Source organism: Streptomyces sp. NPDC045778, assembly GCF_056431945.1.
The window spans coordinates 16,609-43,063 of the sequence record NZ_JBWKJZ010000004.1; the positions used below are offsets into that span (position 1 = coordinate 16,609).

Genomic DNA, 26,455 nt, shown 5'->3' on the forward strand with positions numbered 1-26,455 from the left:
CGTCCCCCTCGCCGCGTCGGCGACAGCGCTTCCCCGTTTCCGAACCGCCTCCGCCCGAGGCTCCCCCACGCCCGGAACCACGAAGCCGCGGTCGCTCCTGCCCGCCCGCCCCCTCACCACGCCAGGAGTACGCGCATGCCCGCACCCGCCGCCCACTTGCACCGCGCCGCCTCGCCGACCCCGTACTTCAGCGCCGACGGCGAGACGTACCTCGCCCCGACGCCCCTGAAGGACATCCGCAAGTCCCTCCCGCTGCGCGTCCTGTCCGAGGAGCACCACGCCTTCTGGCAGACGTACGGCTACGTCGTGGTCGAGGAGGCGATATCCGCCGGGGCCGCGCGCCGGCTCCTCGACTTCACCTGGGAGTTCCAGGGCCTGGACCGGGGCCGTCCCGAGACCTGGTACGAGGAGCGGGAGTTCCGCAGCGACCTCGACCGGGACCTGTACGTCTACGGCTTCGTCGAGGCCTACCACCATCAGCTGATCTGGGACAGCCGCCAGACCCGGCGCGTCTACGACGCCTTCGTCGACGTGTGGGACTGCGAGGAGCTGTGGGTGACGCTCGACCGGCTGAACCTCAACCCGCCCAACGTCAAGAACCGCTCCCGCTCTCTGATCGCGCCCACGGACACGGGCTTCGACATCGAGCTGCACTGGGACGTCGACTCCACGCTCAGCGTGCTGCCGCAGCGCGTCCAGGGCATCATCGCCCTCCACGACACCGAGGCCGGCCTGGGCGGCTTCCAGTGCTCGCCCGAGCTGTTCCGCCACTTCGACCGCTGGCGGCTCGACCAGCCCGCCGACCGCGACCCGGTGCGGCCGGACGCCGACCGCGCGCTGTTCCCGGTGATCCGGCCCGAGCTGAAGGCCGGCGACCTGCTGATCTGGAACGGCATGCTGGCCCACGGCGTGGCGCCCAACACCTCCGCCGACGGGGTCCGGGCGGTGCAGTACCTGTCGATGATGCCCGCCCTTGAGGAACACCACGCGCTGCGGAAGTCCCGCGTCGAGTCCTGGCGGCACCTGAGCACCCCGGACTGGAACGCGACACTGCTCGGCGACGCCCGCCGGCCCGAGTCCGAGCGCTACGGCACCGCCACGCTCACCGGCCTCGGCGAGAAGCTCCTGGGGCTCACGCCCTGGCACGGCACCGGCGGCCACCGGTGAGGCGGGGAGCGGACATGCGCAAGATCTGCCTCACCCTGCCCACCGACCGCGCCTGCGCCCCCATGGTGGCGGCGCTCGGCCGGGAGGCCGCCCACGCCGCCGCGCGCTTCGACGTCGAGGTGCACCTGCTGATCCTCGACTCCGCGGAACCGGCCGCGTTCGCCGAGCACTCGCGGGCCGCACGCACCCTCATCGGCACGCCCAACGTCGTCGTCCACCACCTCGGCGAGGCCGCCCAGCGCCTGTTCCTGCGCCAGGTGATCCAGCGGTCCGGCCTGCCGAAGCCCGAGCTGCTCCTGGACCTGATGCTGCCCGCCGAGCCGTCGTACGGCGCCTGCACCAACCGGGCCTTCCTCATCGCGAGCGCCCTCGGCTGCTCCTCCGTGCACCGCAGGGACTCCGACAGCAGCTACCAAGTCCTGGACGGCACCCCCGTGTTCCCCGTCGACCACGAGCTGACGTCGCTCGGCAAGCGCTCGGGCGACGCCGCATCCGGCGTCACCGAGACCGCGCTCGCCCCGGCGCACGCGGACAAGCCGGTGTCCCTCGTGGGCGGCTCCTTCATCGGTGAACTGTCCGTCGACATCAGCGAGATCCGCGACCTCGACCCCTCGGTTTACCACGACGTCGTCAGTCTCTGGGCCCCCGCCGACTGGTCCCAGGACGACAAGCGCGCCCTCGTCGAGGAGTCCTTCATGGGCGCGGGCACCGCGCCGTTCACCGAGGACCACGCGGTCCTCACCCTCGTCGACCCCATGCGGGTGGACATGTGCAACATCAGCTTCCACCGGGTGCACGAGCGCGTGCCGCTGCCCCCGGCCACCAACACCATCGGCAGCGACTACTTCCTCCTGCACGTCGTCCACCACAGCACGCTGCCGGGCGTCCTGCACAACCGCAACATCGTGAACTTCTACACCGGCGAGCGGCGCACCGACCCCGGCTTCCTCGCGTACCAGACGCGGTTCACGAAGTTCTTCCTGTCCATGCTCCACCTCAACCACGTCTACGCAGGGCTTGCCCGGGCGGGAGCGGCGCTCCTCGACGGCCGGCACGGGCTCCGGGCGGACCGCGTGGCCGCTCTCGTGCGGGCGAGCACCCGCCTCGACACGGCCGAGAACGAGGCCCGCCTCGACGTCATCGAACGCTCGTACCGCAAGCTCGGCGGCCGGTACGCCGAGTTCGCCGCCACGCTGCCCGCCCGCCGCGCCCGCCTGATCGACGAGGCGCGCCAGGACATGGAGGACTTCGCGCTGCTCATCGAGGACTGGGCCGCCCTGGTGCGGGCGAGCGCGTCGACGGGCGTCCCGCGCCTCGACGGGCACGCCCCCGAGCTGGACCGCTAGCGAGGGGCGGAGCATCGACATGAACACCACGTACGTCACCCCACGGCTGCGCGCCGCCCTGGAGGCCGCGGCCGAGGACCAGCTCGTCTTCGACCTGCCGGGCATCGCGGAGCGGTACGCCTCGCTGCGGCACGAACTGCCGGGCGTGTCCGTCCGGTTCGCGATGAAGGCCTGCCCGCTGGACGAGGTCCTCACCGGCCTGGCCCGGCAGGGCGCGGGCTTCGACGCGGCGAGCCCCCACGAGATCGCCCAGGCCCTCGCGACCGGCGTACCGGCCGACCGGGTCCACTACGGCAACACCGTCAAGTCCGACCGGAACATCGCCGAGGCCCACCGCCTGGGCATCAGGGACTTCGCCACGGACAGCGTGGAGGACGTCCTCGCGATCGCGGCGCTGGCCCCCGGCGCCCGCGTCTTCTGCCGCCTCGCCACCGACGGTGAGGGGGCGCTGTGGGGCCTGAGCCACAAGTTCGGCTGCTCGCCCGCCGACGCGCTGCGCGTCCTGGAGACGGCGCGGGACGCGGGCCTGACCCCGGCGGGCCTGTCCGTGCACGTCGGCTCCCAGCAGATGACGGCCGGGGCCTGGCACGGCGCCCTGGAGCGCATGGCCGACGTGATCGCGGCCCTGCGGCCGCGCGGCATCCACCTGGACCACGTCAACCTGGGCGGCGGGCTGCCCGCCCTCGGCTACCGCGACCGCCACGGCACCCCCCTCGAACCGCCCCTCGACAAGATCTTCGCGGTGATCCGGGAGGGCATGCGACGGCTCAGGGCCGTGTCGCCGACCCCTCTGGACTTCGTCATCGAGCCGGGCCGCCACCTGGTCGCCGACCACGGCGCGGTGCGGGCCCACGTGTCCCGGCTCTCCACCCGCCGCCAGGGCACGGGGGAACGCCGGCACTGGCTGTACCTGAGCTGCGGCAAGTTCAACGGCCTGTACGAGATGGACGCGCTCCAGTACGCCCTCGTCTTCCCCACCCACCGCGGCGCGGACCGCGTCCCCGCCGTGATCGCGGGGCCCACCTGCGACAGCGACGACGCGTACGGCCACGAGCGCGGCCTGGTCCAGGTGCCGCGGCAGGCCGCGTCGGGCGACCCCGTCTGGGTGCTCTCCACCGGCGCGTACGCCACGAGTTACACCACGCAGGGCTTCAACGGCTTCCGGCCGCTGCCGCACACCTGGATCCGCGGCGAGCGCGAGGCCCTGGCGGGCTCGGCGGCGGGCAGGTGCGGCGAGTGAGCACCGACCTGCGGATACGGCCCATCGACGACGCCGACTGGGACGACATCGCCGCCCTGGAGGCCTCGGTGTACACGCCCCTCGGCCTCTCCGAGGGGCGGGCGGCTCTCCAGTCCCGGGCCGCGTCCTCACCCGGCACCTGCTTCGTCCTGGCCGGCGGCCGGGGAGCCGCGGGCTATGTGCTCGCGCTGCCCTACCCCCTCTTCCAGTGCCCCGACCTGAGCCTGGGCGAGGCGTCCGCCTTCCCCTCCCGCAATCTGCACCTGCACGACCTGGTCATCACCGAGCGCCTGCGCGGCGGCGGGCTCGCCCGGCGCCTGCTGCGCCATCTCTCGGCGACCGCGCGCTCCTTGCGGTACGAGCGGATCTCGCTGGTCGCCGTCGGCGGCAGTCACACCTTCTGGTCGGCGCACGGCTTCGCCGCACACGCGGAGGTCCCGCTCCCGGACAGCTACGGCACCGACGCGCTCTACATGTCGAAGGCGCTGCCGGTCACCACTCTTCGGGCTCCATCCGAACGACGAGAAGGCTGATGCACATGTCGCGTGTTCGCGATGACTTTCGCCGGACACAGATCGCCATCGCGGCGTTGTTCTGCGCCCTCGGCTTCCAGTACGCCACGTGGGCCGCGCGGCTGCCCGCGCTCAAGGCCCGGCTCGATCTGAGCGAGGCCGAACTCGGTCTGCTCCTCATGGCCTGCGGGGTGGGCGCCGCGGTGTCCTTCCCGCTGGTCGCCGTGCTCACCCGGCGGTGGGGGTCGCGGCGCCTGGCTTTCGTCTCCGCCGTCTTCCTCGGCCTGCTCCTGCTCGCCCTGGCCGCGGCGCCGAACTATCCGATGGCCCTGCTCGTCATGTGCGCCGACGGCGTGGGGGTCGGCTGTCTCAACGTCGCCATGAACGCGCAGGGCGCCGCGCTCGAAGCGCGCCACGGGCGCACCGCCATGGCCAAGCTGCACGCCACGTTCAGCGCGGGCTCGCTCGGTGCGGCCCTGCTCGCCTCCGGCATGAGCGCCCTGACGTCGTCCGTGGCCGCGCACTTCGGCGTGGCCGCGCTCCTGGTCACGCTGCTCGCGATGTACGCGGACCCACGGCTCCTGACGGAGGATCAGCCGACCGAGGCGCCCCGGGAGAAGAAGCGGCGCGGCTTCGCCCTGCCCGCCGCCGTCACGCTCTGGCTGGGGTTCGCCATGGTCTTCGGCACCGTGGCGGAAGGCGCGATGAACGACTGGTCGGCGCTGTACCTCAAGGACGTCGCCGACGCCTCGTCCCGTGTCGCCCCGCTCGGCATCGCCGTGGTGTCCGTGATGATGGTGCTCGCCCGCCTCTGCGCCGACGGCTTGCGCACCCGCTGGGGCGACGGCCGCGTGGTGCGCGCGGGCAGTGTGCTCGCCGCCGCGGGGCTCGCCTTCGCCCTGCTCGCGGGCGGCGTCGTACCGGCCCTCATCGGCTTCGCCTGCATGGGACTCGGCCTCGCGGCCGTCACCCCGTGCGTGTACGTCGCCGCCGCCCGGCAAGGCTCGCGGGCCCTCGCCCTGGTCGCCGCGATGGGCACGACGGGCCTGCTGGCAGGCCCCCCGGTCATCGGCTTCGTCGCCGGTGGCAGCAGCCTGGCCTGGGGCATGGCGGCCGTGGCGGTCTCGGCCCTGCTCGTGTCCTGCTGCGCGCTGCGCGTCGACTGGACTCCCGCAGGACGGACGGCGGACGAGCTGGCAGCCGTGGACGGGCGCACGACAGCCGCGACTTGACCAATTTTGTCCGATCTCTATCGATATCCGCCTGGAATCCGCCTCATCTTGTACGAATCACCACTCCCACGAGGCAACCCCGCGGCCCCCGTTGCCCTCTCCTGGTCCGGAGGAGCCCTGTGACGTGAGGGCTCTCGGGGGAGCAAGTGACAAGGAGGACTGTCTTGATCCGTGTCCCGCGCTTGGCGACTGCCACGTTCACGGCACTCGCACTGGCGGTGGGCTTGCCGGAGCTCGCGTTCGCGTCGCCGGACCAGCCGCGCGCGCAGCGTTCCGACGACCTCATATCGCCCGGTCAGGCGGACAGACCCGGGGACCGGCTGCCGCCGGGCTGGGAACTCACCGGCGACGGCGCCGAGCAGCACCTGGTGTGGCGCGCGCCGAAGCCGGTCCCGATGGGCGACGCCCGGGTGGAGTTCTACGCGGGCGACCGGCTGCTCGGCAGGCCCACGGCCACCGACGACCAGCGGACGTTCCGGCTGAAGCTCGACGACGACGGCGTCACCGCCAAGGACGCCCTGGGTGACCTCCAGGCGCTCGCGGGCGGCCGCCGCCTCGACAAGCCCGAGCCGGCCGCGCCACCGCGCGACCCGGCGCCCGCCCCCGCCCAGCTGCCCGCGGGCGGGGTCGACCCCGGCAAGCCGGGCCAGTACCGCACCGTCAAGGGCGAGTACGACCTGGAGTCGGTCAAGCTGCCCGGCTTCCCCAAGAAGGTGGAGATGCGGGCCACGGTCGTGGGCCCCGTCGACGCTCCGGGGAAGCGGCCCCTGGCCCTGTTCCTGCACGGCCGCCACGGCACCTGCTACAAGGGCGACCAGGCGGACGGCAGCTGGCCCTGCAAGTCCGGCTGGAAGCCGATCCCGAGCTACCAGGGCTATCTGCACGACCAGAAGCTGCTGGCCTCGCAGGGCTATGTGACCGTCTCGATCTCGGCCAACGGCATCAACGGCCAGGACGACGTCGCCCCCGACGGCGGCGCGCAGGCCCGCTCGTCGCTCGTGCGCCAGCACCTCGGCCGCTTCGCCGACTGGGCCGCCGACCCGTCGAAGGCGCCCGGCGCCGTCCGCGGGACCGCGCCGGTCGACCTGGACCGCGTCATGCTGGTCGGGCACTCCCGGGGCGGCGAGGGCGTCAACCGCGCTGCCTTCGACAGCCGTTACCAGCCGCCCGCCACCGAGGACGGCTACCCGCACAAGGCCCGCTGGCAGATCCGCGGCACGGTCCTCATCGGCCCCACGATCTTCGGCCAGAACCCGGACCCGGACGTGCCGTCGATGACGCTCCTGCCGGGCTGCGACGGCGACGTCTCCGACCTCCAGGGCCAGCTCTACGCGGACAACACCCGGGGCGTGGGCAACGGCTCCGCGCTGCACAGCTCGGTGTACATGGTCGGCGCCAACCACAACTTCTTCAACACCGAGTGGACGCCGGGGCAGGCGCAGGCGCCCGCCGACGACGACTTCTCCACAGGTCCGCGCCCCGACCCGGTGTGCTCGCCGGGCCACGGCCCCCGGCTGAAGGCCAAGCAGCAGCAGAAGGCGGGCTCCACCTACATCGCCGCCGCCGCCCGGCTCTTCGTCGAGGGCGACGACGAGGCGCGTCCGCTCCTCGACGGCTCGGGCAAGGGCGCGCCCTCGGCGAACCCGGCCCGCGTCCTCACCCACGCCGTCGGCGGGCAGCGCACTCCGGCCGTCGTCCCGGGCCGCTCGCTCGCGGTGACCGGTGGCACGCTGTGCGACCAGACCTCGTCCGGGGCCAAGGGCTGCCTCAAGCGCGGCTCCAAGGGCCAGTCCCCGCACTTCGCGGGCTTCGAGGTGTCCCCCGACCCCGGTCGGTACGCCCTCGCGATGGGCTGGTCCCGCACGGGCTCCACGATGTCCGTCAAGAACGCGCGCCCGGTCTCCCTCGAGGGCTCCGAGTCGCTCGCCCTTCGGGTGATCGTGCCGCCGAACACCAAGGGCACCAAGCTGGACGTGACGGCCGTCGACGCCTCGGGCCACCGGGCGAAGCTCGGCCAGGTCCGCGCCGACGGGCTGCCGGGCACCCGCTACATGGCCACGTACTGGGGCCAGGAGCTGCGGGTTCCGCTCAAGGCCGCCGCGCGCGCCGGGCTCGACCTGAAGCAGATCTCGTCCCTCGAGCTGACCTCGCGCACCCGCTCCGGCAAGGCGTGGCTGATGGACGCCTGGGGCTGGCGCCCCGGCACCGCCGAGGCGCGCCCGTCCAAGCTCGCGCGCGTCGACGTCGGACAGCTGCGGGTCGACGAGGGCGACTCCGGCGTCCGCACCTACCGCGCTCCGGTGCGGGTGACCGGTGACGGCAACGGCAAGGTGCGGCTGTTCGTACCGGGCCCGGACGCGGACAAGTTCGTCGCCAAGACGGTCACGGTGCGCCCCGGCGACACGTCCATCGGCGTGCCGTTCAAGGTCAAGGGCAACAAGACCTACGGCGGCCCGAGTTCCCAGGACGTGTTCGCCAAGACGATCAGCGGCGCGGTCGTCGGCTCGTACCACGGCGGGGTCTACGTCCGTGAGGACGACCCGATGCCCAAGGTCAGCGTCAAGCCGGTCGCGGCCAAGGTCGCCGAGGGCAAGCCGCTCAAGTGGCGCGTCTCGCTGTCCGAGGCCGCCGGCGTCGAGACGTACGTGGCGTTCCGCTTCGAGCGCGTCAGCGGTGGCAAGGAGCTGTCCACCAAGGACGTCGACAAGGCCTGGCTCAAGCGGGAGTTCGACAGCAAGCCCACCCCGGTACGGGCCCTGTCGAAGGTGACGTCGGATCCGTACCTCTCGGTGGAGGTCGAGGCGGGCAAGCGCACCGCGGACGTGAGCATCCCCACCGTGAAGGACCGGATCCGCGAGGGCCAGGAGTCGGTGCGGCTGCGGCTGTACACGTACGACGAGAACTGGAACCAGCACCGGGGCCCGGTGTTCACCGGCCGGGTGCGCGACGCCGGATAAGCACGGCGCGGCGCACAGGGCGGGCGGCTCCCACGGGGGGCCGCCCGCTCCGGCGTTCCGCGGTGCCGCTCAGCTCCAGGGGTTGGCGGGCTGGTCGTTGATGTACGTCCAGAAGCGGGTCCCGACGGGCACGTCCCCGTACGCCCAGAAGCTCCAGCCGCCCGAACTCGACAGGTTCGGGCCGTACTTGCCGTCGTGGAACTCGGCCATGCGCCAGCCGGTGCCGAAGGTGTTCGCGCACAGCCCGTCGGCCGCCGCGAGGCTGGTCAGGCGGGTGCCGCGGATGGGGTTGGTGGCGGCGACGGTGCCCTTGGCCCAGCCCGCGTAGAAGTCGGGCGTGATGCCCGCGGGCGTGGGGCTGCCGTCGACCTTCAGACAGAGCACGGGCAGCGCCGTGGTGGTGGCGGTGTCGCCCTGGTACGGATTGCTCAGCGGGCCGCCGCCCACGCGCACGGTGCCGTCAGGTCCGTCGGCGAGGAAGGTCCACGTCATGGCCTTGGTGTTCCGGGCGTCGGACGGCGCGGCGGCCGCCGGGGTCACGGTGCCCGCCGCGAGTGCGACGGCGGCCGCGGCGAGGCATACGGAGCGCAGGGACAGCTTGATCGAACGCAAGGCTTCTCCTCATGGCTGATGCGGAGCACGGCTGGTGCGGAGCGGGGCCCTTGAGATGCCGGTCGATCGAGGATTCTTCACTTCCTCCACAGCTTCTCCTAGAGCCATAACCGGACATCCACAGGCTCTTGGACGCGGCGGCCCCGGCCGGGATGATCGACACGGCACGGCTCAAGGAACGGGAAGGACCGGGAGGAAGACGGGTGGGACACACACAGCGGCACGACCCGGGCGACGGCGACACCGCCGCTCACCTACGCCGACAGCCGCCGCCCCACCGCGCACGCGCTCATCGGCGCGGGCGTCGTCGTCACGGACAGGCGGGGCCGGGTGCTGCTCGGGCACGCGCGCAGCGGGCCCTGGGAGCTGCCCGGCGGCAAGCCCGACCCGGGCGAGTCGTTCGCGGAGGCCGCGGTGCGCGAGCTGCGCGAGGAGACGGGCCTGACGGCCGCGCCCGCCGACGCCCGGGTCCTCGCGGTCCTCATGGACGCCGCCCACGGCATGCCCCGCCTGACGGCGGCCGTCCACGTCACCCGCGTCACCGGCACGCCCACCGTGACCGAGCCCCTGCTCGTCCACCGCTGGGAGTGGCACGAGGTGAGCGCGCTCCCGCGGCTCGGCGCGGCCCTGTTCACCCCGAGCGCGCACGTCCTGGACACGGTGTGGCCGGGGGTCCTGCCCGGCCTGCCGCCGGTGCACCGGTACGCGGTGGCACCCCACGCGGGGCCGCCGGGGGCAGCCGGATCCCCCACCGCGGCAGAGGGGGCAGCGGGCGGAGCGGCGTACTCCGGATAGGGAGGAGTGGAACCTGTTCCACGAAGGGGGACATCCGTTGGCATGGCCCCGACGTCACCGGGTACCAGACGTGTGGGCCCCGCCGCGCTCCCCCGTCGCGGCGGGGCCTTTCTCGTGCGTCCGGCGGGTCAGACCGCCGGGGCCGGGTAGGTCGGGTACTCCACCCCGGAGACGTACTGGACGACGCGGATGACCTGGCAGGAGTAGCCGAACTCGTTGTCGTACCAGAGGTAGAGGATCGCGTTGTCGCCGTCGACCTTGGTGGCGCCCGCGTCGACGATCGAGGCGTGCCGCGAGCCGATGAAGTCGTTGGAGACCGCGTCGGGCGCGCTGGTGAAGTCGATCTGGCGGCGCAGCGGCGAGGTCAGGGACACCTCGCGCAGATGGTCGAGGACCTCCTCGCGGGTGGTCTCGCGGCCGAGCCGGAGGCTGAGGATCGCGATCGAGACGTCCGGCACCGGGACGCGGATCGAGCTGCCGGTGATGGGCGCCTTGAGGTCGGGCAGCGCCTTGGCGACGGCCGAGGCGGCGCCGGTCTCGGTGATGACCATGTTGAGCGGCGCGGAGCGGCCGCGGCGGTCGGCCTTGTGGTAGTTGTCCAGGAGGTTCTGGTCGTTGGTGAACGAGTGGACGGTCTCCACGTGGCCGCGCAGCACGCCGTATTCGTCGGCCATCGCCTTCAGCGGCGGGACGATCGCGTTGGTGGTGCAGGAGGCGCAGGACAGGATCTGCTCGTCCGGCTTGATCGTGTCGTGGTTGACGCCGTGCACGATGTTCGGCACGTCACCCTTGCCGGGCGCGGTCAGGACGACCTTGTCGATGCCCGGGCGCAGGTGCTGCGACAGGCCCTCGCGGTCGCGCCACTTGCCGGTGTTGTCGATGAGGATGGCGTCCTTGATGCCGTACGCCGTGTAGTCGACCTCCGAGGGGTCGCCGGCGTAGATCACCTTGATCTCGTTGCCGTTGGCGATGATCGTGCTGTTCGCCTCGTCGACGGTGATCGTGCCCTGGAACTGGCCGTGGATGGAGTCGCGCCGCAGCAGCGAGGCGCGCTTCACGAGATCGTCCGCGGCCCGCCCGCCACCCGGTCGCACCACGATGGCCCGCAGCCGAAGCCCGTTCCCGGACCCCGCCTTCTCGATCAGCAGGCGGGCCACGAGGCGGCCGATGCGACCGAAGCCGTACAGGACGACGTCGCGGCCCTTGCGGCACTCGATCTTGTTCGCGCCCGTGGCCCCGGCGACGGCCTCGGCGGTGAACTCCTCCACCGAGAGACCGCGGTCGTCGGCCTTGTGCGTCGCGGCGAGCATGCCGATGTCGATCTGCGAGGGACCGAGGTCGAGCGTGGTGAGGGCCCGCAGATACGGCAGCGTCTCGGTGACCGAGAGCTCCTCACCGGCTATCTGCCGGGCGAATCGGTGGGTCTTGAGGATGCTGACCACCGACTTGTTCACCAGGGAGCGGCTGTGCAGCAGGACCGTGACGTCCTGCTCGCGGTGCAGCTTCCCGATGAGCGGGATCATCGACTCCGCGGTTTCCTCGCGGTGCTTCCAATTGGTGAACGAGTCGTCATTGACAGTCACAGGAGTATCTTTCGAGCTAGGCGGCGCTCATATGCTAACCCCACGCTCCTCGGCCCCTGCATGGGGTTCGTCACAGCGGCCCGGGGCGGGCCGGTGGCGTCAGCCGAGCGCCGTGGCCGCCACGGCCGTCCCGCCCGCCACGAGGCAGCCCACGGCCCACCGCAGCCACCGGTACTTGACCGTCAGGATGGCCCCCAGGGCGCACGACTGCTCCAGGAGCCAGCCGCCGGGGTCGCGCCCCGCGGCGAGGACCGCCGCCGCCACATCGCCGGGGTCGGCCCCGCGGTGGAGCGCGGCCACCGAAGGGCCGGCCCCGGGCGCCCCGGGCCCGCCGCCCGGCCTCGTCCGCGGCAGGACGACCAGGGTCAGCATCACGATCCCGGCCAGCCACAGCGCCGCCCCGGCCACGCCCACCAGTCCGGAGCCGAACCCTCCGGGGTCGGCCGACACGACGAGCGCGGGCAGCGCCACCGCGCCCGAGAGCAGGATCGAGGCCTTGGTGTCGGCCCGTGTGACCTCCTCGCGCGCGGTGGTGAGCAGCCGCTCCGCGACGAACCGGCAGCCCGGCTCGGACAGCGGCGACACCGCGGCGCCGCGCACCGCGGCCCTGCGGTGGGGCGCGGTGCGCGTGCCCGTACCGGTGCCGGAGCCGGGCCCGGTGCCGCCGTCCGAGCCGGTCCCGGTGCCGCCGTCCGGCGCCTGCTGTGCCTGCTGTGCCTGCTCGGTCACCGGGGCGCCCGCTCGTCCGGGCCGTCGGTGCGCGTCCCGGAGGGGTCGCCGCCCGGCGCGTCGTCCGCCTTCTCCCAGAAGCGGGTGCGCCGGGCCTCGCCGCCGCCCGGCGCCGGTTCGGTCAGGACGTGGCGCGCGCTCGACCGCAGGAACTCCACGACCACCATGGCCTGGTCGCCGAGTTCCCAGCGCTCCAGGAGGCCGCCCTCGATCAGGCGGGACATCAGCTCCATGCCGTCCTGGCGCTCCTCGCGCTGCTCCTTGCGGAACAGCTGCCGGATCTCGCCCAGGTCCTTGGGGTTGCGCGCCATCATCTGCGCCATCACGGCGTGGTCACCGCGCTCGATGGCCCGCTGGAAGTCGGCGGCCCACTGCCGGATGAGTTCCCGCTGGTTGTCGTCCCTGAGCTGGCGCAGCTCCTGGTTGAGCCGTTCCAGGTCGGTCTGGTGCAGCACCCGGCCGAGGCTCCTGCCGTGGTCCTGGACGAGCTTGTCCCAGGAGATGGTCACGAAGACGTCCATCTCCAGGCCGAACCGGCCGCCGAGCCGCTCCTCCGCCAGCGCCGCGTGCACGGCGTCGCGGGCCTCCTCCGCCCGGTTGATGGAGTAGCCGCGGGACACGTCGCGCAGCCGCTGCTCCAGCTCCGGCACGAGCAGCGCGGCGACGTCGGTGACCTGGCTCCTCGCCACCAGGTAGGGGTCGCTCACCCGCCAGCGCACGCGCACCTCCGCGGGGAAGGACCTGCCGTGCTCCGCCGCGGGCAGCTCGACCTTGAACGAGCCCGTGTGCCAGCCCAGTTGCAGCTCGAACGCGGTGTAGGGCCGGGCGAACCAGCGCAGCAGGAACTTCTCCTCGCCCTCCGGCCCCACCGTCCGGGGCGGTCGCCCGCGGTAGTAGAGCACGACCGCGACCTGGGCGCTGCGGTGCCGGTAGGGCCAGTCCGGGCGGTACTCGCGCAGGAAGGGTCCCGCCAACTCCTGGGCGGCGGCGGGGCGTTCGGCGGGCGAGTGCCATGGGCCCGGGTCCGGGGAGCGCGGCGGGGGCGGCGCCACCGCCCGTATCGGGGCGTCACCGAAGCGCGGGGGCGTCATGGGCCGTGCCGCGGGGGCGGGCACAAGGGCGTGCGGCGGGTTCTGCGTGTTCATCTCACTCCGTCTCCTCGGTTCGTGGACCGGGTGTTCCCGGCTGGACGACCACGTCGGGCCGCCCGTCGATCGCGGCGCGCAGCCTGCGTACGGTGGCGGGCGCCACGGATTCGTCGGGGTCCCGCTCCAGGCCCCGTACGAGGTTGTGCAGGCGCTCGGCGTCGCCCGGGCCGCTCACCAGGCGGGGAAGGAAGTCGCACAGGACGTCCAGGAGCCGGGGGTCGTCGTCGGCGCGCCGTATCCACTCGCACAGCGACCACTGCACGTCCTGCCGCCAGCGGGCGGTGTCGAGGCCCGACCACACCAGGTCCGCCAGCATCCCGGTGTGGCGCGGGGACGCGGTGAGGAGCGCGGCGGCGAGCGGCCAGTCGGTGTGCTCCCTGAGCGCGGGGTTCTCCTCCAGGCCCCACAGGTGCGCGGCGCGCTGCCAGACGAGGCGGTCCACGGTGAGCAGGGCCAGGTCCCTGCGGTTGGTGCGGCGGTCGCCCATCCAGGCGCCGAGCCGCCGCAGCACCGTCTCCGGCTCGGCGCCCGCGAGCAGCCGTCCCGCGCTGAAGGAGGCGTGCACGAGCAGGTCCCAGTCCTCCCGGCTCGCAAGGCGGCCCAGTTCGTCCAGGGAGGCGGGCACGGACCTCTCCACGGTGCCGAAGCCGTGCACGAGGGCCGCCGTGCTGAGCCGCGCCTCGTCGTCGGCGCGCGCCCACTCCCGCACGGTGTCCCGCACGACCGGGCGTACCGGCTCGCTGAGGGCCGCCGCCTGGGCGAGGACGGTGGCGGCGGCGAGGCGCTGCTGGACGGAGTCGCTGGAGGCCATCGGCAGGACGATCTCCTCCAGGGCGTAGAAGTACTCCAGCGCGCACAGCGCCCCCGCGGTGATGGCCGCGGGCACCCATACGGCCGGCCTGGCGTCGTCGCACTGGGTGCGCAGCCACAGGCACAGCGGCCTGCGCGCGTTGTGGTAGTCCTCCCAGACGTGTGCCAGGACCGCCCGGGCGAGCGCGCTGCCCTGGAGCCGCACCTTGCGGGTCTCCAGGTGCCTGCCGTTGAACGTGACCTCGCCGGTGAACAGTTCGGCCCGCGCGGCGGCGAGCCGGGCCGGGCGGTGGTCGCCGAACAGGGCGCGGCCCGGCTCCCCCTCGGGGTCGGTCAGCTGCGCCCATTCCCAGGCCAGTTGCTCGGCCGCCTCGGCGGCCACGCTGTAGGGCGAGCCGTTGTAGACGGCCACCGCCGTGCGGAAGGCCGCCTGCCGCAGCGCCGTCGGCACAGCGTCGCGGTGGCGCGGGACGGCCCGTCCCGTGGTGGCGAACCAGGTGCGGGCCTGCCGGTGGGCGAAGGTCCGCAGCTCGCCGAGGAGTTCGTCCTCGGAGGTCTCGTCCTTGAGGCGCCCGACCAGGAGGCCGGCGAGGGACTCCACCTCGTGGGGTCGCAGCGGGTCGAGCCCCATGGCTCGCACCACGTGGGGCTCGCGCGCGAGGGCGAGGGCCCGCTCGACGCGGTCCTGCTCGGTGTGGCCGAGGAGGACCAGGAGGTGCTTGCGCAGCATGCCGTCGGCCGATGGGGCGCGGAAGAGCTGTCCGTAGCGGCCGCGCAGCAGTTCGTCGGCGAATCCGCCGGCCCCGACGACGAGGATGGCGTACGCCCCGCGCCGGTCGAGGAGGGTGCTGAGCCGGTCCAGGTGCAGTTCGGCGGGGTGGGCGGGCTCCCATCGGGGCTTGCGGTCCGCCGCGTCCCGCTCGTCGGCCTTCGGGCGCCGCGGCGCGGTGATCGCCTCCTCCCCGGTGATCTCCACGACGTAGCCGCAGCCCTCCTCCAGGTCCGGCTCGCTGATCCGGTCCAGTTCCGTGCGCGGGTCCATGCGCGCGACGCGGCCGCGCGTGACCTCGTCGAGCAGGGAGAGCGCCGTGTAGCCGCGCCCGCTGCCCGGGTCGCCGCACAGCGCGATCAGCCGCTGCCGCTCCAGGAACCCGCGCAGGTCCGCGTAGCCGGGCGGCTCCTCGAAGACGAGGCGCAGGCGCCGCAGTTCGTCGCGGGGCACGGTGCCGGACACCAGGCGGGGCACTCCGGCCCGGGCGTCGTGGTAGTGGTGGTGGTCGCCCAGGTGCACATCGCCCTGCGTGCCGTCGAGGATCGCGCTGCGCCCGTTCACGTCGACGAAGTTGGCGCGTGCCTGTCGCACGGCGTCGTACGCGCCCGCCGCCGACCGGTCCCCAAGGGGGCCGGAGCGGGCCGCGCCGTGCTTGCGGCCGTCGTCGGCGCCCGCGGCGCCGGCGCCGCTCGCGCGACCCGGCCCGCCGCCCCCCGCCTTGTCGCCGCCGCCGTGCGCCGGGCCGCCGCCCGCCTTGCCTCCGCCGCCGCCCTGCGGTCCGGCGCCTCCCCCGTCGTCGCTCACTTCGGCCCGGCTCCTTCCGCGCTGCCGTCGTCGGGCGTGACGCGCACGCCGACGATGTCGCCGTGGACCTCGGCGCCGTCCACGACCTGGTTGTGTCCGTTGACGTTGATCCAGTACTTCGTCGGCCACTGCCTCGGCTCGTCGACTCCGGCCCGCCCCGCGGGAGTTGTGCCCGGATCCGGCGCCGCGGCGGGCGACGGCGCGGGCGCGGGAAGGGGCGGCCGGGTCCTGCGGGGCACGTGGAACCACGCGACCTCGTCGGTCTCCTTGGCCCGGACCGCCAGCGGCAGATAGTGCTCGGGCTCCACGAACCTGCCGCCCTCGGCGACCACCGAGCGGTAGAGGACGTCGGAGACGACGAAGACCACGTCGACGCCGTCGTCCGCGTCCAGGACCGCCCTGGCCGGTTCGCTGTCGCACAGACGGCACGTCAGGTCGACCGCCCGGCCCACCAGGCCCCTGCCGTCGTGGCTGACGGGGCCGCCGTGCATCGCGATCCGCAGCCGCAGCGGCTCGCTCGCGCCCGCGTTGTGCTCGCGCACCCCCTGGTGGACCTCTTCGAGCCACAGCCCGACCATGGCCGCGGGCGGCACCTGCGGGGCGAGGGCGGCCAGCACGCCGTCGCCCCGGTCCTCCAGATGCACCTGGCCGCGCACGCCCACGGCGGCGAAGGCGGCCTCGAAGACCTCGTACATCCCCCGGCGCGACCGGAGCTTGGCCTGGTGGCCGAGGCGCCCGGAGCCTTTGACGTCCGCGCTCACCACCAGCCGGTGGACGGCCTCGTGACTGCTCACTGCAACCCCCTCGACGACGCTGCGGCACCACCAGGATGAGCCGGGACGGCCGCGGTGTATGTAGCCGTTTACACAACCGGGCCCGTCCCCGCGGGGCCGTCCTGCGCGAGCAGCCGCAGCGGTTCGGCGTCGGTGACGACCAGGCGCCTGGTGGCGGTGCGGACGATGCCTTGCTCGCGCAGCAGCCGCAGCGCCTTGGCGACGGCTTCCCGGGTGGAGCCCACCGAGGCGGCCAGGTCGTGCTGCGGCAGCGGCAGGTCGATGGTCACGCTGCCGTCGGGGTTGCGGCGCCCGGCGCGGTGGGCCAGCTCGACGAGCCGGGCTGCGAGCCGCTGCAACACGTTCTCCGAGGCCAGCGAGCGGCGTTCGCCGTCGGAGCTGCGCAGCCGGGAGCTGAGCTGCCGGAGCACGAGCACGCTGACCGCGGGGCTGGAGCCGAGGAAGCCGCGGAACCGGTCCCCGGGGATCACGACGGCGTCGACGCGCCCGAGCGCCGTGACGGTGGCGCTGCGCGGGCGCCGGTCCACGGCCGCGAGTTCGCCGACCAGTTCGCCCGCGCCGCGCAGCGCGAGGATGAGCCGCTGGCCGCGTTCGGTCTCCACGGAGACCACCGCCCAGCCGCCGAGGATCGCGACGACGTACGAGGTGGTGGCGCGCTCGGGCAGGAGCACCTCGCCGGACGCGTAGGCCCGCGCGGCCCCCAGGGCCAGCAGGGCGGCCCGGTCCCGCGGCCGCAACGCGTCGAGCAGGGGCTGTTCCTGTTCGATGAGGCTCAAGCTGACCGTCCCTGGACCGGCGCCTACGGGGAATCGACCCGCCTTCGACCCGGACGGCCTCCCGCGCGTCCCCTCGCACCGCACCGCACGGCGTCGCACCCCATCAAGCGGCGTCGAACGGCGTCGAGCTGCGTCGGCTTGGTCGTCCTCGAATCGCGACAGCACGCTAGGGAGCCGGCAAGCGCACGTCAATGAGATCGGTGCGGTTCGCTTCCGGCCCGCCCGCGGTCGTCGCGTGCCGTACTCAGCCTCCGCCGGCGGCCATTCGGCCCGCCTTCACGTACACCGGCTGAGCAGACGGAGGGCCGGGGGCTGCCCGGCCCTCCGTGGTGCGCGGCGCGTCAGGACTGCGTGGCGACCTTCCACAGATGCCCGTCGGGGTCGCTGAAGTAGCCGTCGTAGCCGCCCCACTCGGCCGCGGTCGCCTCCTTGACCGCGGTGCCGCCCGCGGCCACCGCCGCGCTCATGATGTCGTCCACCTCGTCGCGCGAGCCGGTGACGAAGTGGAACGAGCAGCCGCGGAACCCGGATCCCTCCGCCGGGACCCCGGCGTCCTGTGCCGCCGCCTCCCGCGGGTAGAGCGCGAGGGAGGTGGAGCCCCCGCCCAGGCGCAGCCGGACGAAGCCGGGGACGTCCTGCTCGACCTCGCAACCGAGTCCGACGTAGAACTTCTTGGCGCGGGCGACGTCCTCGACGCCCAGCATGATGGTGCTCACCTGCAATGTGATGGTCATGACGCCCACGGTAGGCAGCCGCCGGCGGCAACCGCTTCTCCGAAACTGACCGTCTGCGACACGGGCTCAGCGCCCGCCCGTGCGGACCGCGCCCGCGCTCGCCGCCACCACCAGCGCGATCGCCGCGCATTGGAGGGGCGAAAGGCCCTGGTCGAGGACCAGGTAGCCGGCGAGCGCGGCCAGCGCGGGCGACAGGCTCGTCAGGACCGCGAAGGTCGCCGCGGGCAGGCGGCGCAGGGCCAGCAGCTCAAGGGCGTAGGGGATGCCGGAGGACATCACCGCGATCACCAGGCCCAGCGCGAGCACGCCCGGTTCGAGCAGCGTCCCGCCCGCGGCCCCGATGCCCAGGGGCAGGCTGACCACCATGGCGACGGTCATCGCGATCGCCAGCGCGTCCAGGCGCGGGAAGCGGGCCCCCGCGCGGGCGCTGAACACGATGTACGCCGCCCACATCGCCCCGGCCCCCAGCGCGAAGGCCACCCCCGCCGCACTGAGCCGGCCGAACCCGCCCTGGCCCAGCAGATACACCCCGCTCAGCGCGAGGCCTGCCCACAGCAGGCTGGCCGCGCGGCGCGAGGCGACGACCGAGAGCAGCAGCGGCCCGAGCACTTCGAGGGTGACGGCCGCGCCCAGCGGGATACGGTCGATCGCCTGGTAGAAGAGGATGTTCATGCCGCCGAGCGCGAGGCCGTAGCCGCCCGCCACCGCCAAGTCGGCGCGCGTGTGGCCGCGCAGCCGGGGCCGCGTGACGACCAGGAGCAGCACCGCCGCGAAGGTCACCCGCAGCGCGACCGTGCCGAGCGCCCCTGCGCGGGGGAACAGCAGCGCCGCGACGGCCGACCCGAACTGCACGGTCACCGCCCCGGCGAGCACCAGGCCGACACCGCCGAGGGTGCCGCGCCCCGTGGCGTGGCGGAGGACGGGGGGCGCGGCGGTGGTGGCGGGCGCGGCCACCGTGGCCGCCGTGGTTGCCGTGGCCGCCGAGGACCCGTCGGTGGCAGTGGCGGTGGCGGCCCCGGCCCCGGCCCCGGCCACAGTCCCGGCCCCGGCCACAGTCCCGGCCACAGTCCCGGTCCCGGTCCCGGATGAGGTGTGCGTCATGGAAGTCATGCACCTCACGCTAGAGAGCCACGCACGCCCCGTGAAATGCCTGTTTCACTGCGGTTATGCTCTGGACGCATGACCATTGAGCTGCGGCACCTGCGTGCCTTCCTCGTCATCGCCGAGGAAGGCAACGTGACGCGCGCCGCCGCCCGCCTCCACGTGGGCCAGCCCGCGCTCTCCCGCACCCTGCGCCAGCTGGAGGACCACCTCGGCGCCCGCCTCGCCGACCGCTCCACGCACCACCTGGAGCTGACCGCCGAGGGTCGTACGTTCCGCGACAAGGCCGCCGCCGCCCTCGCCGCCGTCGAGACCGCCCTCGACCCGGCCGGGCTCACGAGCTGGCCACTGCGCCTCGGCCACACCTGGGCGGCGCTCGGCGATCACACCGTCGCGCTGCTGCGCCGCTGGGACGAGACGCGCCCCGGCGTCCCGCTGGAGCTGCTGCGCGTGGACGACCGGACGGCGGGCCTGACCCGGGGCACGGTGGACGCGGCCCTGCTGCGCGGCGCGGTCGCCGCGCCCGGCCTCCGCACCGAGCTGCTGCGCATGGAGGAGCGGGTGGTGGTCATGCCGAGGGACAGCCCCCTCGCGGAGCTGCCCCGGCTCACCCTCGCCGACCTCACGGATCTCCCGATCGCCCTCAACACGGTCTCCGGCACCACCACACGGGACCTGTGGCCCTCGGCGGCCGGGCCCGCCGCGACCCTTGAGGTGACCAACACCGACGAGTGGCTCATCGCGATCGCCGCGGGCCGCGCCGTGGGCGTCACCACCTCGGCCACGCCGAGCAACTACACCCACCCCGCGCTGGTCTACCGCCCGCTCGCGGACGCCCCGCCCGTCCCCCTCGTGCTCGCCTGGCGCGAGGGCCTCGGCCACCCCGCCGTCACGGACCTGGTGACCCTCGTGCACGAGATCCTCGCGACCGGGCCGGCCACGCCCGCGTGAACCGCCTCGCCAGGTGGCCCGTGACCCGTGACCCGATCCTGTCGCTCCCTGGCCATCAGGCCCCTACTGGCGCCCTCTTCGCCCCGGCACGCTGAGCACGGCGCCCCGGCCGCACCGGCGCGCGTCACCGCACCATCCGCAGGAACGACCGCCGAAGAGGGCACCACACCATGCACCAGGCCACCACCCCCACCCCCGCCACCATGCGCGCCGTCTCCCAGGACGCCCCCGGAGGGCCGGACGTCCTCAAGGTCGTCACGGTGCCGCGACCGGATCCGGGCCGGGGCGAGATCCTGGTCCGGGTGCACGCGGCGGGCGTGAACCCGGCCGACTGGAAGACCCGCGCGCGAGGCGTGTTCGCCACCGGCGCGACGCCGCCCTTCACCCTCGGCTTCGACGTCTCCGGGGTCGTCGAGGCGGTCGGCCAGGGCGTGACGCTCTTCCGGCCGGGTGACGCGGTGTTCGGCATGCCGCGCTTCCCTCACCCGGCGGGCGCCTACGCCGAGTACGTCACCGCCCCGGCCCGGCACTTCGCGCCGCGCCCCGAGGGCCTGACCCACGTCCAGGCGGGCGCCCTGCCGCTGGCCGCGCTGACCGCGTGGCAGGCGCTCGTGGACACGGCGGACGTCCAGCCGGGGCAGCGGGTCCTGATCCACGCCGCCGCGGGCGGAGTCGGCCATCTGGCCGTGCAGATCGCCAAGGCCCGGGGCGCGTACGTCATCGGCACGGCCAGTGCCGCCAAGCACGGGCTGCTGCGCTCGCTCGGCGCCGACGAGCTGATCGACCACCGCGCCCAGGACTTCGCCGCGGTGCTCCGGTCCGGCGACGTCGACATCGACGTCGTCGTGGACGGCATCGGCGGCTCCCACTGGGCCCGGTCCCTGCGTACGCTGCGGCCGGGCGGCACGCTGGTCTCGCTCCTTCCGCCGGACGACGCCTTCCCCGCGCGGGAGGCCGAAGCGGCCGGGGTGCGGGCGGTGTTCATGCTCGTCGAGCCCGACCACGGGAGCCTGCGCGCGATCACCTCGCTCGTCGAGGAGGGCCGGCTGCGCGTGCTCGTCGACGCGGTGCTGCCGCTCGAAGAGGCCGCCCGAGCCCATGCGTTGGGCGAGACCGGCCGTACCACCGGCAAGATCGTGCTCTCCGTCACCCAGGGGTGATCAGGCCGCGCAGCTCGGGCACAGCCCCCGGTAGGTGACCTCGGCCCCGGACACCGCGAACCCGAAGCGCTCCGCCTGCGGCAGGGCGGCCAGCGGGTCGCCGGTCGGGTGGACGTCGCGGATGGTGCCGCAGCGGGAGCAGACCAGGTGCTGGTGCGGGTGGTGGGCGTTGGGGTCGTAGCGCTTGGCGCGGCCGTCGGTGGAGACCTCCATGACCTCACCGAGGGAGACCATCTCGCCCAGCGTGTTGTACACCGTCGCGCGGGAGATCTCCGGCAGTCTCTCGGCCGCGCGCGCGTGCACCTCGTCGGCCGTGAGGTGCACATGGTCGCCGTCGAGTACCTCGGCGACGACGCGTCGCTGGGAGGTCACCCGCCAGCCACGCCCGCGCAGTCGCTCCAGCAGGTCGCTCATATGTCGGTTCACCTACTCGGTTCGGTGGAGTCTCCGGAGTTTACGGCAGCGCTACTTGCTCCGAATGAATATGGATCAGGTGAGCTTCTTGACCTGGATCCCGTCCATCGTAGGATCGGTTCCCGACGATGGCCAAGGGCAGCCTCGCCCCTGTTCCCAGGACGCGTCAGGGACAACCACCACAAGTCGTACGGAGTCGTCGCTGACGTCGATCACGCGGTCGGTGCGGCCCCTTCCACCGCCTGCAGTTCTTCGAGTTCCACGTTTCGCCTAGACCGATCCGAGAGGATTCCCATGGCTGAGAACCCCGACGCAATCGTCACCGACCCGAAGACGGAGGAGACAGGCGGCTGCCCGGTCGCGCACGGACGCGCCCCGCACCCGACGCAGGGCGGCGGGAACCGCCAGTGGTGGCCGGAGCGGCTGAATCTGAAGATCCTCGCCAAGAACCCGGCCGTGGCGAACCCGATGGGCGAGGACTTCGACTACGCCGCGGCGTTCGGCTCCCTCGACCTGGCGGCGGTGAAGCGGGACATCGCCGAGGTCCTGACCACGTCGCAGGACTGGTGGCCCGCCGACTTCGGCAACTACGGCCCCCTGATGATCCGCATGGCCTGGCACAGCGCGGGCACGTACCGCATCAGCGACGGCCGCGGCGGCGCCGGCGCCGGTCAGCAGCGGTTCGCCCCGCTCAACAGCTGGCCGGACAACGTGAGCCTGGACAAGGCCCGCCGCCTGCTGTGGCCGGTGAAGAAGAAGTACGGCAAGAACATCTCCTGGGCCGACCTGATGGTCCTCACCGGCAATGTCGCCCTGGAGACGATGGGCTTCGAGACCTTCGGCTTCGCCGGTGGCCGCGAGGACGTGTGGGAGCCGGAGGAGGACGTCTACTGGGGCCCCGAGGTCAACTGGCTCGACGACGCGCGCTACACCGGCGACCGTGAGCTGGAGAACCCGCTCGGCGCGGTCCAGATGGGCCTCATCTACGTCAACCCCGAGGGCCCCAACGGCAACCCGGACCCGGTCGCCGCGGCCCGCGACATCCGCGAGACGTTCCGCCGCATGGCGATGAACGACGAGGAGACCGTCGCCCTCATCGCCGGTGGCCACACCTTCGGCAAGACCCACGGCGCGGGCCCCTCGGAGCACGTCGGCGACGACCCCGAGGCCGCGCCGATGGAGCAGCTGGGCCTCGGCTGGAGGAGCACGTACAACACGGGCGTGGGCAAGGACGCCATCACCTCGGGCCTCGAGGTCACCTGGACCGAGACGCCCACCCGGTGGAGCAACCAGTTCTTCAAGAACCTCTTCGAGTACGAGTACGAACTGACGCGGAGCCCGGCCGGCGCCCACCAGTGGGTGGCGAAGGACGCCCCGGAGATCATCCCGGACGCCTTCGACCCCGCGAAGAAGCACCGCCCGACGATGCTCACCACCGACCTGTCGCTGCGCTACGACCCGATCTACGAGCCGATCTCGCGCCGCTTCTACCAGAACCCGCAGGAATTCGCGGACGCCTTCGCCCGCGCCTGGTACAAGCTGACGCACCGTGACATGGGCCCGGTCGTCCGCTACCTCGGCCCCGAGGTCCCCTCCGAGGTGCTGCTGTGGCAGGACCCGCTGCCGGAGCGCACCGGCGAGACCGTCGACGCCGCGGACGCCGCCCAGCTCAAGGAGCGGATCCTGGCCTCCGACCTCACGATCGCGCAGCTCGTCTCCGCGGCGTGGGCGTCGGCGTCCTCCTTCCGCGGCAGCGACAAGCGCGGCGGTGCCAACGGCGCCCGCGTCCGCCTGGAGCCGCAGCGCAACTGGCAGGTCAACGACCCCGCGGACCTCGCCCAGGTGCTGCGGACCCTCGAAGGCATCCAGGAGTCCTTCAACTCCGCCCAGGCGGGCGGCAAGCGGGTCTCCCTCGCCGACCTGATCGTCCTCGCGGGCAACGCGGCCGTCGAGCAGGCGGCCAAGGACGCGGGCGTCACGGTCGAGGTGCCCTTCTCGCCGGGCCGGGTGGACGCGGCGCAGGAGCAGACGGACGTCGAGTCGTTCGCCGCCCTCGAGCCCGCCGCCGACGGCTTCCGCAACTACGTGGGCAAGGGCACCCGCCTGCCCGCCGAGTACCTGCTGATCGACAAGGCGAACCTCCTGACCCTCAGCGCGCCCGAGATGACGGTCCTCGTCGGCGGCCTGCGCGTGCTCGGCGCGAACCACGCCGGGTCGAAGCACGGCGTCCTCACCGACCGGCCCGGCACGCTCACGAACGACTTCTTCGTCAACCTCCTCGACCTGGACACGACGTGGAAGTCGACGTCCGAGGCGCAGGACACCTTCGAGGCCCGCGACGCGAGCGGCGCGGTCAAGTGGACCGGCACCCGCGCCGACCTGGTCTTCGGCTCGAACTCCGAGTTGCGCGCGCTCGCGGAGGTCTACGCGAGCGACGACGCGAAGGAGAAGTTCGTGAAGGACTTCGTCGCGGCCTGGGCCAAGGTCATGGACCTCGACCGGTTCGACCTCGTCTAGTCGCTGCCCGATCCACCCTCCAGGCCGGGCCCGCGCGGGCCCGGCCTGGCCTTCCACCGAAGGCTAGCCCGCGCGCCCCGCCGCCCGGCCCGCGCGGCGCGGGAGCGCGTGCCGGGCCACCTTGGCCAGGACGGCCGGGTGGAACAGCAGGGAGGGCGGTGCCGTCATGTTCAGCACGCGGACGAACCGGGCCCACACACCCGGGTCGTGGACGGCGAGCGCGAAGACGCGCTGGTTGTACCAGTGGGCGAAGCGCGCGGGCAGCGGCTGCCGCTCGGCGGCCCACATCAGGTCCGAGCTGCTGGCCATGGTCCACGGGACCTGGATGACCCGGGCCGCCCCGCGCTGGTAGGCGCGGCTGAGGCCGTCGAGCCCCGACCCGTTCGTCCGGCGGTGGCGCAGCAGGCGGCCGAGCAGTTCCACTTCCAGGGCGGCGACCGTGAGGCCCTGGCCGTACACCGGGTTGAAGACGCAGACCGCGTCCCCGACGGCGATGAGGCGCTCGGGCCAGCGGGGGTTCTTGTGGTGCAGGCGCCACTCGTTGCCGGGGTTGGTGTAGCGGTGGATCTCGCCTTCCCTGGTACCGCACTTGATCTGTTCGGCGAGGCGCGGATTGCCCAGGGAGCGGGCGAAGTCGAGGTAGCCCTCGTCGTCGGTGGGCGGCACGTGCCGGTCGAAGCCGAACAGCGAGCACATCCAGCGGTGGCCCTCCACGGCGAGCACCACTCCGCCGCGCGGCACGCCGGGCGCGAAGGTCATCTGGTACGCGACGTCGAAGTCCTGCCGGTCCTGCGGCGGGCGGACGTAGCACGCGGAGGTGTAGGTGATCTTCGCCTTGACGACGGTCCTGCCGGAGGCCGGCAGGCGCGCCTCGGCCAGCCAGCGGTCGACGGACGTGGAGCGGCCGGAGGCGTCGACGACCAGGTCGGCGGTGACGTCGGTGGGCTCGGCGGCGCCGTGGGCACGGTAGCGGACCCGGTCGAGGCGGTCCGGGGCGCTGCCCGTCACCGTCTCGCAGGTCGTCGCGGCGAGCAGCCGCACGCCCGGCAGCTGGGCCACGCGTTGCCGCAGGCGCCGCTCCAGCTCGTCGCGGGTGAAGGTCTGGATGGACACGCCGACGGGGTCGGGCGGCGCGTAGCCGGTCGGCAGCAGGAAGCTGATCCGCTCGCCGTAGTCGAAGACGGGCGCGCCCAGGTCGGCGAGTTCGTCCCGCAGGCCCGGGAACAGCTCCTCCAACACGTCGCCGCCCTTGGCGAGGAGCGCGTGCGCGTGGTAGCCCTGCGGGACGCTCGGGTGCACCCCGCTGTCCGGCCGCACCGCGTCCCGCTCCAGGACGAGCACCTCGTCGAAGTGGTCGGCCAGGACCCGCGCGGTGACCAGGCCCGCGTACCCGCCGCCGACGACGACGGCCCGGCCCCAGCGGGCGCCGGACGGCAGACTGCGCTCGCTCTCGACCATGCCGGTCCCCTTCCCCTCGGTGCGGCTGCGCTGACACTTCATCCCGGGACACCGGGGCGATCAAGACCGGCCGGGGAGCGCACGGAAGCACACGGCGTCACACCCCGCGCGACCACGCGGGCGCGCCCGGCACGCGCGACGCGCCCGGCAGACCCGGCAGGCCGGCAGACCCGGCAGACCCGGCAGGCCCGGCAGGCCCGGCAGGCCCGGCAGGCCCGGCAGGCCCGGCAGGAATAGAGAACCCCCTTCCGCGCCTTGGCTCCAGACATGACTGACACGCCCTTCACCCCGCGCACGCTGCTCGCGCAGAGCCGGCTCGGCGTCCTCGCCACCATCAAGGCGGACGGCCGCCCCCAGCTCTCCCCCGTCATGCCCTTCTACGACCTGGAGTCCGACGTCCTGTACGTGTCGATGACCGAGGGCCGGGCCAAGACGGCGAACCTGCGCCGGGACCCGCGCGCCGCCCTTGAGGTCACCAGCGCCGACGGCCTGTCCTGGGCCACCGCCGAGGGCACCGTCACCCTCACGGGCCCGGGCACCGACCCCCACGGGCCCGAGGTCGAGGCCCTGGTCCGCTACTACCGCGCGGCCGCTGGCGAGCACCCCGACTGGGACGAGTACCGCGCGGTGATGGTCGCCGACCGCAGGGTCCTCATGACGATGGCCGTCAGCCACGTGTACGGCGAGCGCATCGGCTGACCCCTTCGCGCCTTCCACCCCAGCGGTCGCGCGGTGACGGGCGAAGCCTTGCTAGGCGCACGCCTCCCGGCATAGCTTCACGCTGTCGCCGTGGTGTCGCGCCCGTCGCCGTCGTGTGCGCCACGGTCCCCCACAGGCCGGAGT

22 protein-coding genes are annotated in these 26,455 nt (G+C 73.5%); 11 read left to right on the forward strand and 11 right to left on the reverse strand.

The genetic code is table 11. The features are described 5' to 3' along the window. The first annotated feature begins 135 nt into the window (after window positions 1-135). From AC07GB_RS06275 to AC07GB_RS06300, 6 genes are all read left to right on the forward strand, one after another. On the forward strand, window positions 136-1,167 hold the full coding sequence (locus AC07GB_RS06275) for a phytanoyl-CoA dioxygenase family protein (protein WP_478842112.1): 1,032 nt from the start codon (window positions 136-138) through the stop codon (window positions 1,165-1,167). Between the two features lie 14 nt (window positions 1,168-1,181). Continuing rightward, on the forward strand, window positions 1,182-2,513 hold the full coding sequence (locus tag AC07GB_RS06280) for a DUF6271 family protein (protein WP_478842114.1): 1,332 nt from the start codon (window positions 1,182-1,184) through the stop codon (window positions 2,511-2,513). A 19-nt stretch (window positions 2,514-2,532) separates the two neighbouring features. After that, the gene (locus AC07GB_RS06285; protein WP_478842116.1) at window positions 2,533-3,753 is read left to right on the forward strand and encodes a type III PLP-dependent enzyme; all 1,221 of its coding nucleotides are present in this window, start codon (window positions 2,533-2,535) and stop codon (window positions 3,751-3,753) included. Continuing rightward, on the forward strand, window positions 3,750-4,286 hold the full coding sequence (locus AC07GB_RS06290) for a GNAT family N-acetyltransferase (protein ID WP_478842118.1): 537 nt from the start codon (window positions 3,750-3,752) through the stop codon (window positions 4,284-4,286). The genes AC07GB_RS06285 and AC07GB_RS06290 overlap by 4 nt, the downstream gene beginning before the upstream one ends. Before the next feature lie 5 nt (window positions 4,287-4,291). Next, window positions 4,292-5,497: an MFS transporter gene (locus AC07GB_RS06295; protein WP_478842120.1), complete on the forward strand. Its 1,206-nt coding sequence runs from the start codon at window positions 4,292-4,294 to the stop codon at window positions 5,495-5,497. A gap of 164 nt (window positions 5,498-5,661) precedes the next feature. Further along, window positions 5,662-8,454 carry an alpha/beta hydrolase gene (locus tag AC07GB_RS06300; RefSeq protein WP_478842122.1) on the forward strand — a complete coding sequence of 931 codons (2,793 nt, stop codon included), beginning with the start codon at window positions 5,662-5,664 and terminating at the stop codon, window positions 8,452-8,454. Window positions 8,455-8,523: 69 nt separating this feature from the next. On the opposite strand, the gene AC07GB_RS06305 is transcribed toward AC07GB_RS06300, so the two are convergent. After that, on the reverse strand, window positions 8,524-9,066 hold the full coding sequence (locus tag AC07GB_RS06305) for a hypothetical protein (RefSeq protein WP_478842125.1): 543 nt from the start codon (window positions 9,064-9,066) through the stop codon (window positions 8,524-8,526). 291 nt (window positions 9,067-9,357) lie between these two features. Here AC07GB_RS06305 and AC07GB_RS06310 point away from each other — a divergent pair, with 291 nt between their 5' ends. Next, the gene (locus AC07GB_RS06310) at window positions 9,358-9,861 is read left to right on the forward strand and encodes a nucleotide triphosphate diphosphatase NUDT15 (RefSeq protein ID WP_478842680.1); all 504 of its coding nucleotides are present in this window, start codon (window positions 9,358-9,360) and stop codon (window positions 9,859-9,861) included. 128 nt (window positions 9,862-9,989) lie between these two features. Here the strand turns inward: AC07GB_RS06310 and AC07GB_RS06315 are convergent, their stop codons facing one another. From AC07GB_RS06315 to AC07GB_RS06350, 8 genes are all read right to left on the reverse strand, one after another. Further along, window positions 9,990-11,444 carry a glyceraldehyde-3-phosphate dehydrogenase gene (locus tag AC07GB_RS06315; RefSeq protein ID WP_478842127.1) on the reverse strand — a complete coding sequence of 485 codons (1,455 nt, stop codon included), beginning with the start codon at window positions 11,442-11,444 and terminating at the stop codon, window positions 9,990-9,992. A gap of 99 nt (window positions 11,445-11,543) precedes the next feature. Beyond that, complete coding sequence (locus AC07GB_RS06320; protein ID WP_478842129.1) at window positions 11,544-12,173, reverse strand: Pycsar system effector family protein; 630 nt, start codon at window positions 12,171-12,173, stop codon at window positions 11,544-11,546. Further along, window positions 12,170-13,318: a hypothetical protein gene (locus AC07GB_RS06325; RefSeq protein WP_478842131.1), complete on the reverse strand. Its 1,149-nt coding sequence runs from the start codon at window positions 13,316-13,318 to the stop codon at window positions 12,170-12,172. The genes AC07GB_RS06320 and AC07GB_RS06325 overlap by 4 nt, the downstream gene beginning before the upstream one ends. Before the next feature lies 1 nt (window position 13,319). Beyond that, entirely contained in the window at window positions 13,320-15,707 is a 2,388-nt protein-coding gene (locus tag AC07GB_RS06330; RefSeq protein WP_478842133.1) for a hypothetical protein, read from the reverse strand. Further along, window positions 15,704-16,501, reverse strand: a complete 798-nt coding sequence (locus tag AC07GB_RS06335; RefSeq protein ID WP_478842135.1) for a hypothetical protein — start codon at window positions 16,499-16,501, stop codon at window positions 15,704-15,706. Before AC07GB_RS06335 ends, AC07GB_RS06330 begins: the two co-directional genes overlap by 4 nt. A gap of 68 nt (window positions 16,502-16,569) precedes the next feature. Continuing rightward, on the reverse strand, window positions 16,570-17,277 hold the full coding sequence (locus tag AC07GB_RS06340) for a Crp/Fnr family transcriptional regulator (RefSeq protein ID WP_478842137.1): 708 nt from the start codon (window positions 17,275-17,277) through the stop codon (window positions 16,570-16,572). Window positions 17,278-17,618: 341 nt separating this feature from the next. Continuing rightward, window positions 17,619-18,011 (reverse strand): VOC family protein, encoded by a 393-nt coding sequence (locus AC07GB_RS06345; protein ID WP_478842139.1) that lies wholly within the window; start codon window positions 18,009-18,011, stop codon window positions 17,619-17,621. A gap of 66 nt (window positions 18,012-18,077) precedes the next feature. Continuing rightward, window positions 18,078-19,121, reverse strand: coding sequence for an EamA family transporter (locus tag AC07GB_RS06350; RefSeq protein WP_478842141.1), 1,044 nt, complete (start codon window positions 19,119-19,121; stop codon window positions 18,078-18,080). A 69-nt stretch (window positions 19,122-19,190) separates the two neighbouring features. On the opposite strand from AC07GB_RS06350, the gene AC07GB_RS06355 reads away from it, so the two are divergent. Further along, window positions 19,191-20,063 (forward strand): LysR family transcriptional regulator, encoded by an 873-nt coding sequence (locus tag AC07GB_RS06355; protein WP_478842143.1) that lies wholly within the window; start codon window positions 19,191-19,193, stop codon window positions 20,061-20,063. Window positions 20,064-20,233: 170 nt separating this feature from the next. Then, window positions 20,234-21,223 carry an NADP-dependent oxidoreductase gene (locus AC07GB_RS06360; protein WP_478842145.1) on the forward strand — a complete coding sequence of 330 codons (990 nt, stop codon included), beginning with the start codon at window positions 20,234-20,236 and terminating at the stop codon, window positions 21,221-21,223. Here the strand turns inward: AC07GB_RS06360 and AC07GB_RS06365 are convergent, their stop codons facing one another. Continuing rightward, complete coding sequence (locus AC07GB_RS06365) at window positions 21,224-21,637, reverse strand: Fur family transcriptional regulator (RefSeq protein ID WP_478842147.1); 414 nt, start codon at window positions 21,635-21,637, stop codon at window positions 21,224-21,226. 294 nt (window positions 21,638-21,931) lie between these two features. Here AC07GB_RS06365 and katG point away from each other — a divergent pair, with 294 nt between their 5' ends. Next, a complete protein-coding gene (katG, locus tag AC07GB_RS06370) occupies window positions 21,932-24,154 on the forward strand; it encodes a catalase/peroxidase HPI (protein ID WP_478842149.1) in 2,223 nt (740 codons plus the stop codon). A 63-nt stretch (window positions 24,155-24,217) separates the two neighbouring features. Here katG and AC07GB_RS06375 read toward each other — a convergent pair whose 3' ends face one another. Further along, window positions 24,218-25,612, reverse strand: coding sequence for an NAD(P)/FAD-dependent oxidoreductase (locus AC07GB_RS06375; RefSeq protein WP_478842151.1), 1,395 nt, complete (start codon window positions 25,610-25,612; stop codon window positions 24,218-24,220). A 267-nt stretch (window positions 25,613-25,879) separates the two neighbouring features. Between AC07GB_RS06375 and AC07GB_RS06380 the strand changes: the two genes are divergently transcribed. Then, on the forward strand, window positions 25,880-26,311 hold the full coding sequence (locus AC07GB_RS06380) for a PPOX class F420-dependent oxidoreductase (protein ID WP_478842153.1): 432 nt from the start codon (window positions 25,880-25,882) through the stop codon (window positions 26,309-26,311). Window positions 26,312-26,455 lie beyond the last annotated feature (144 nt).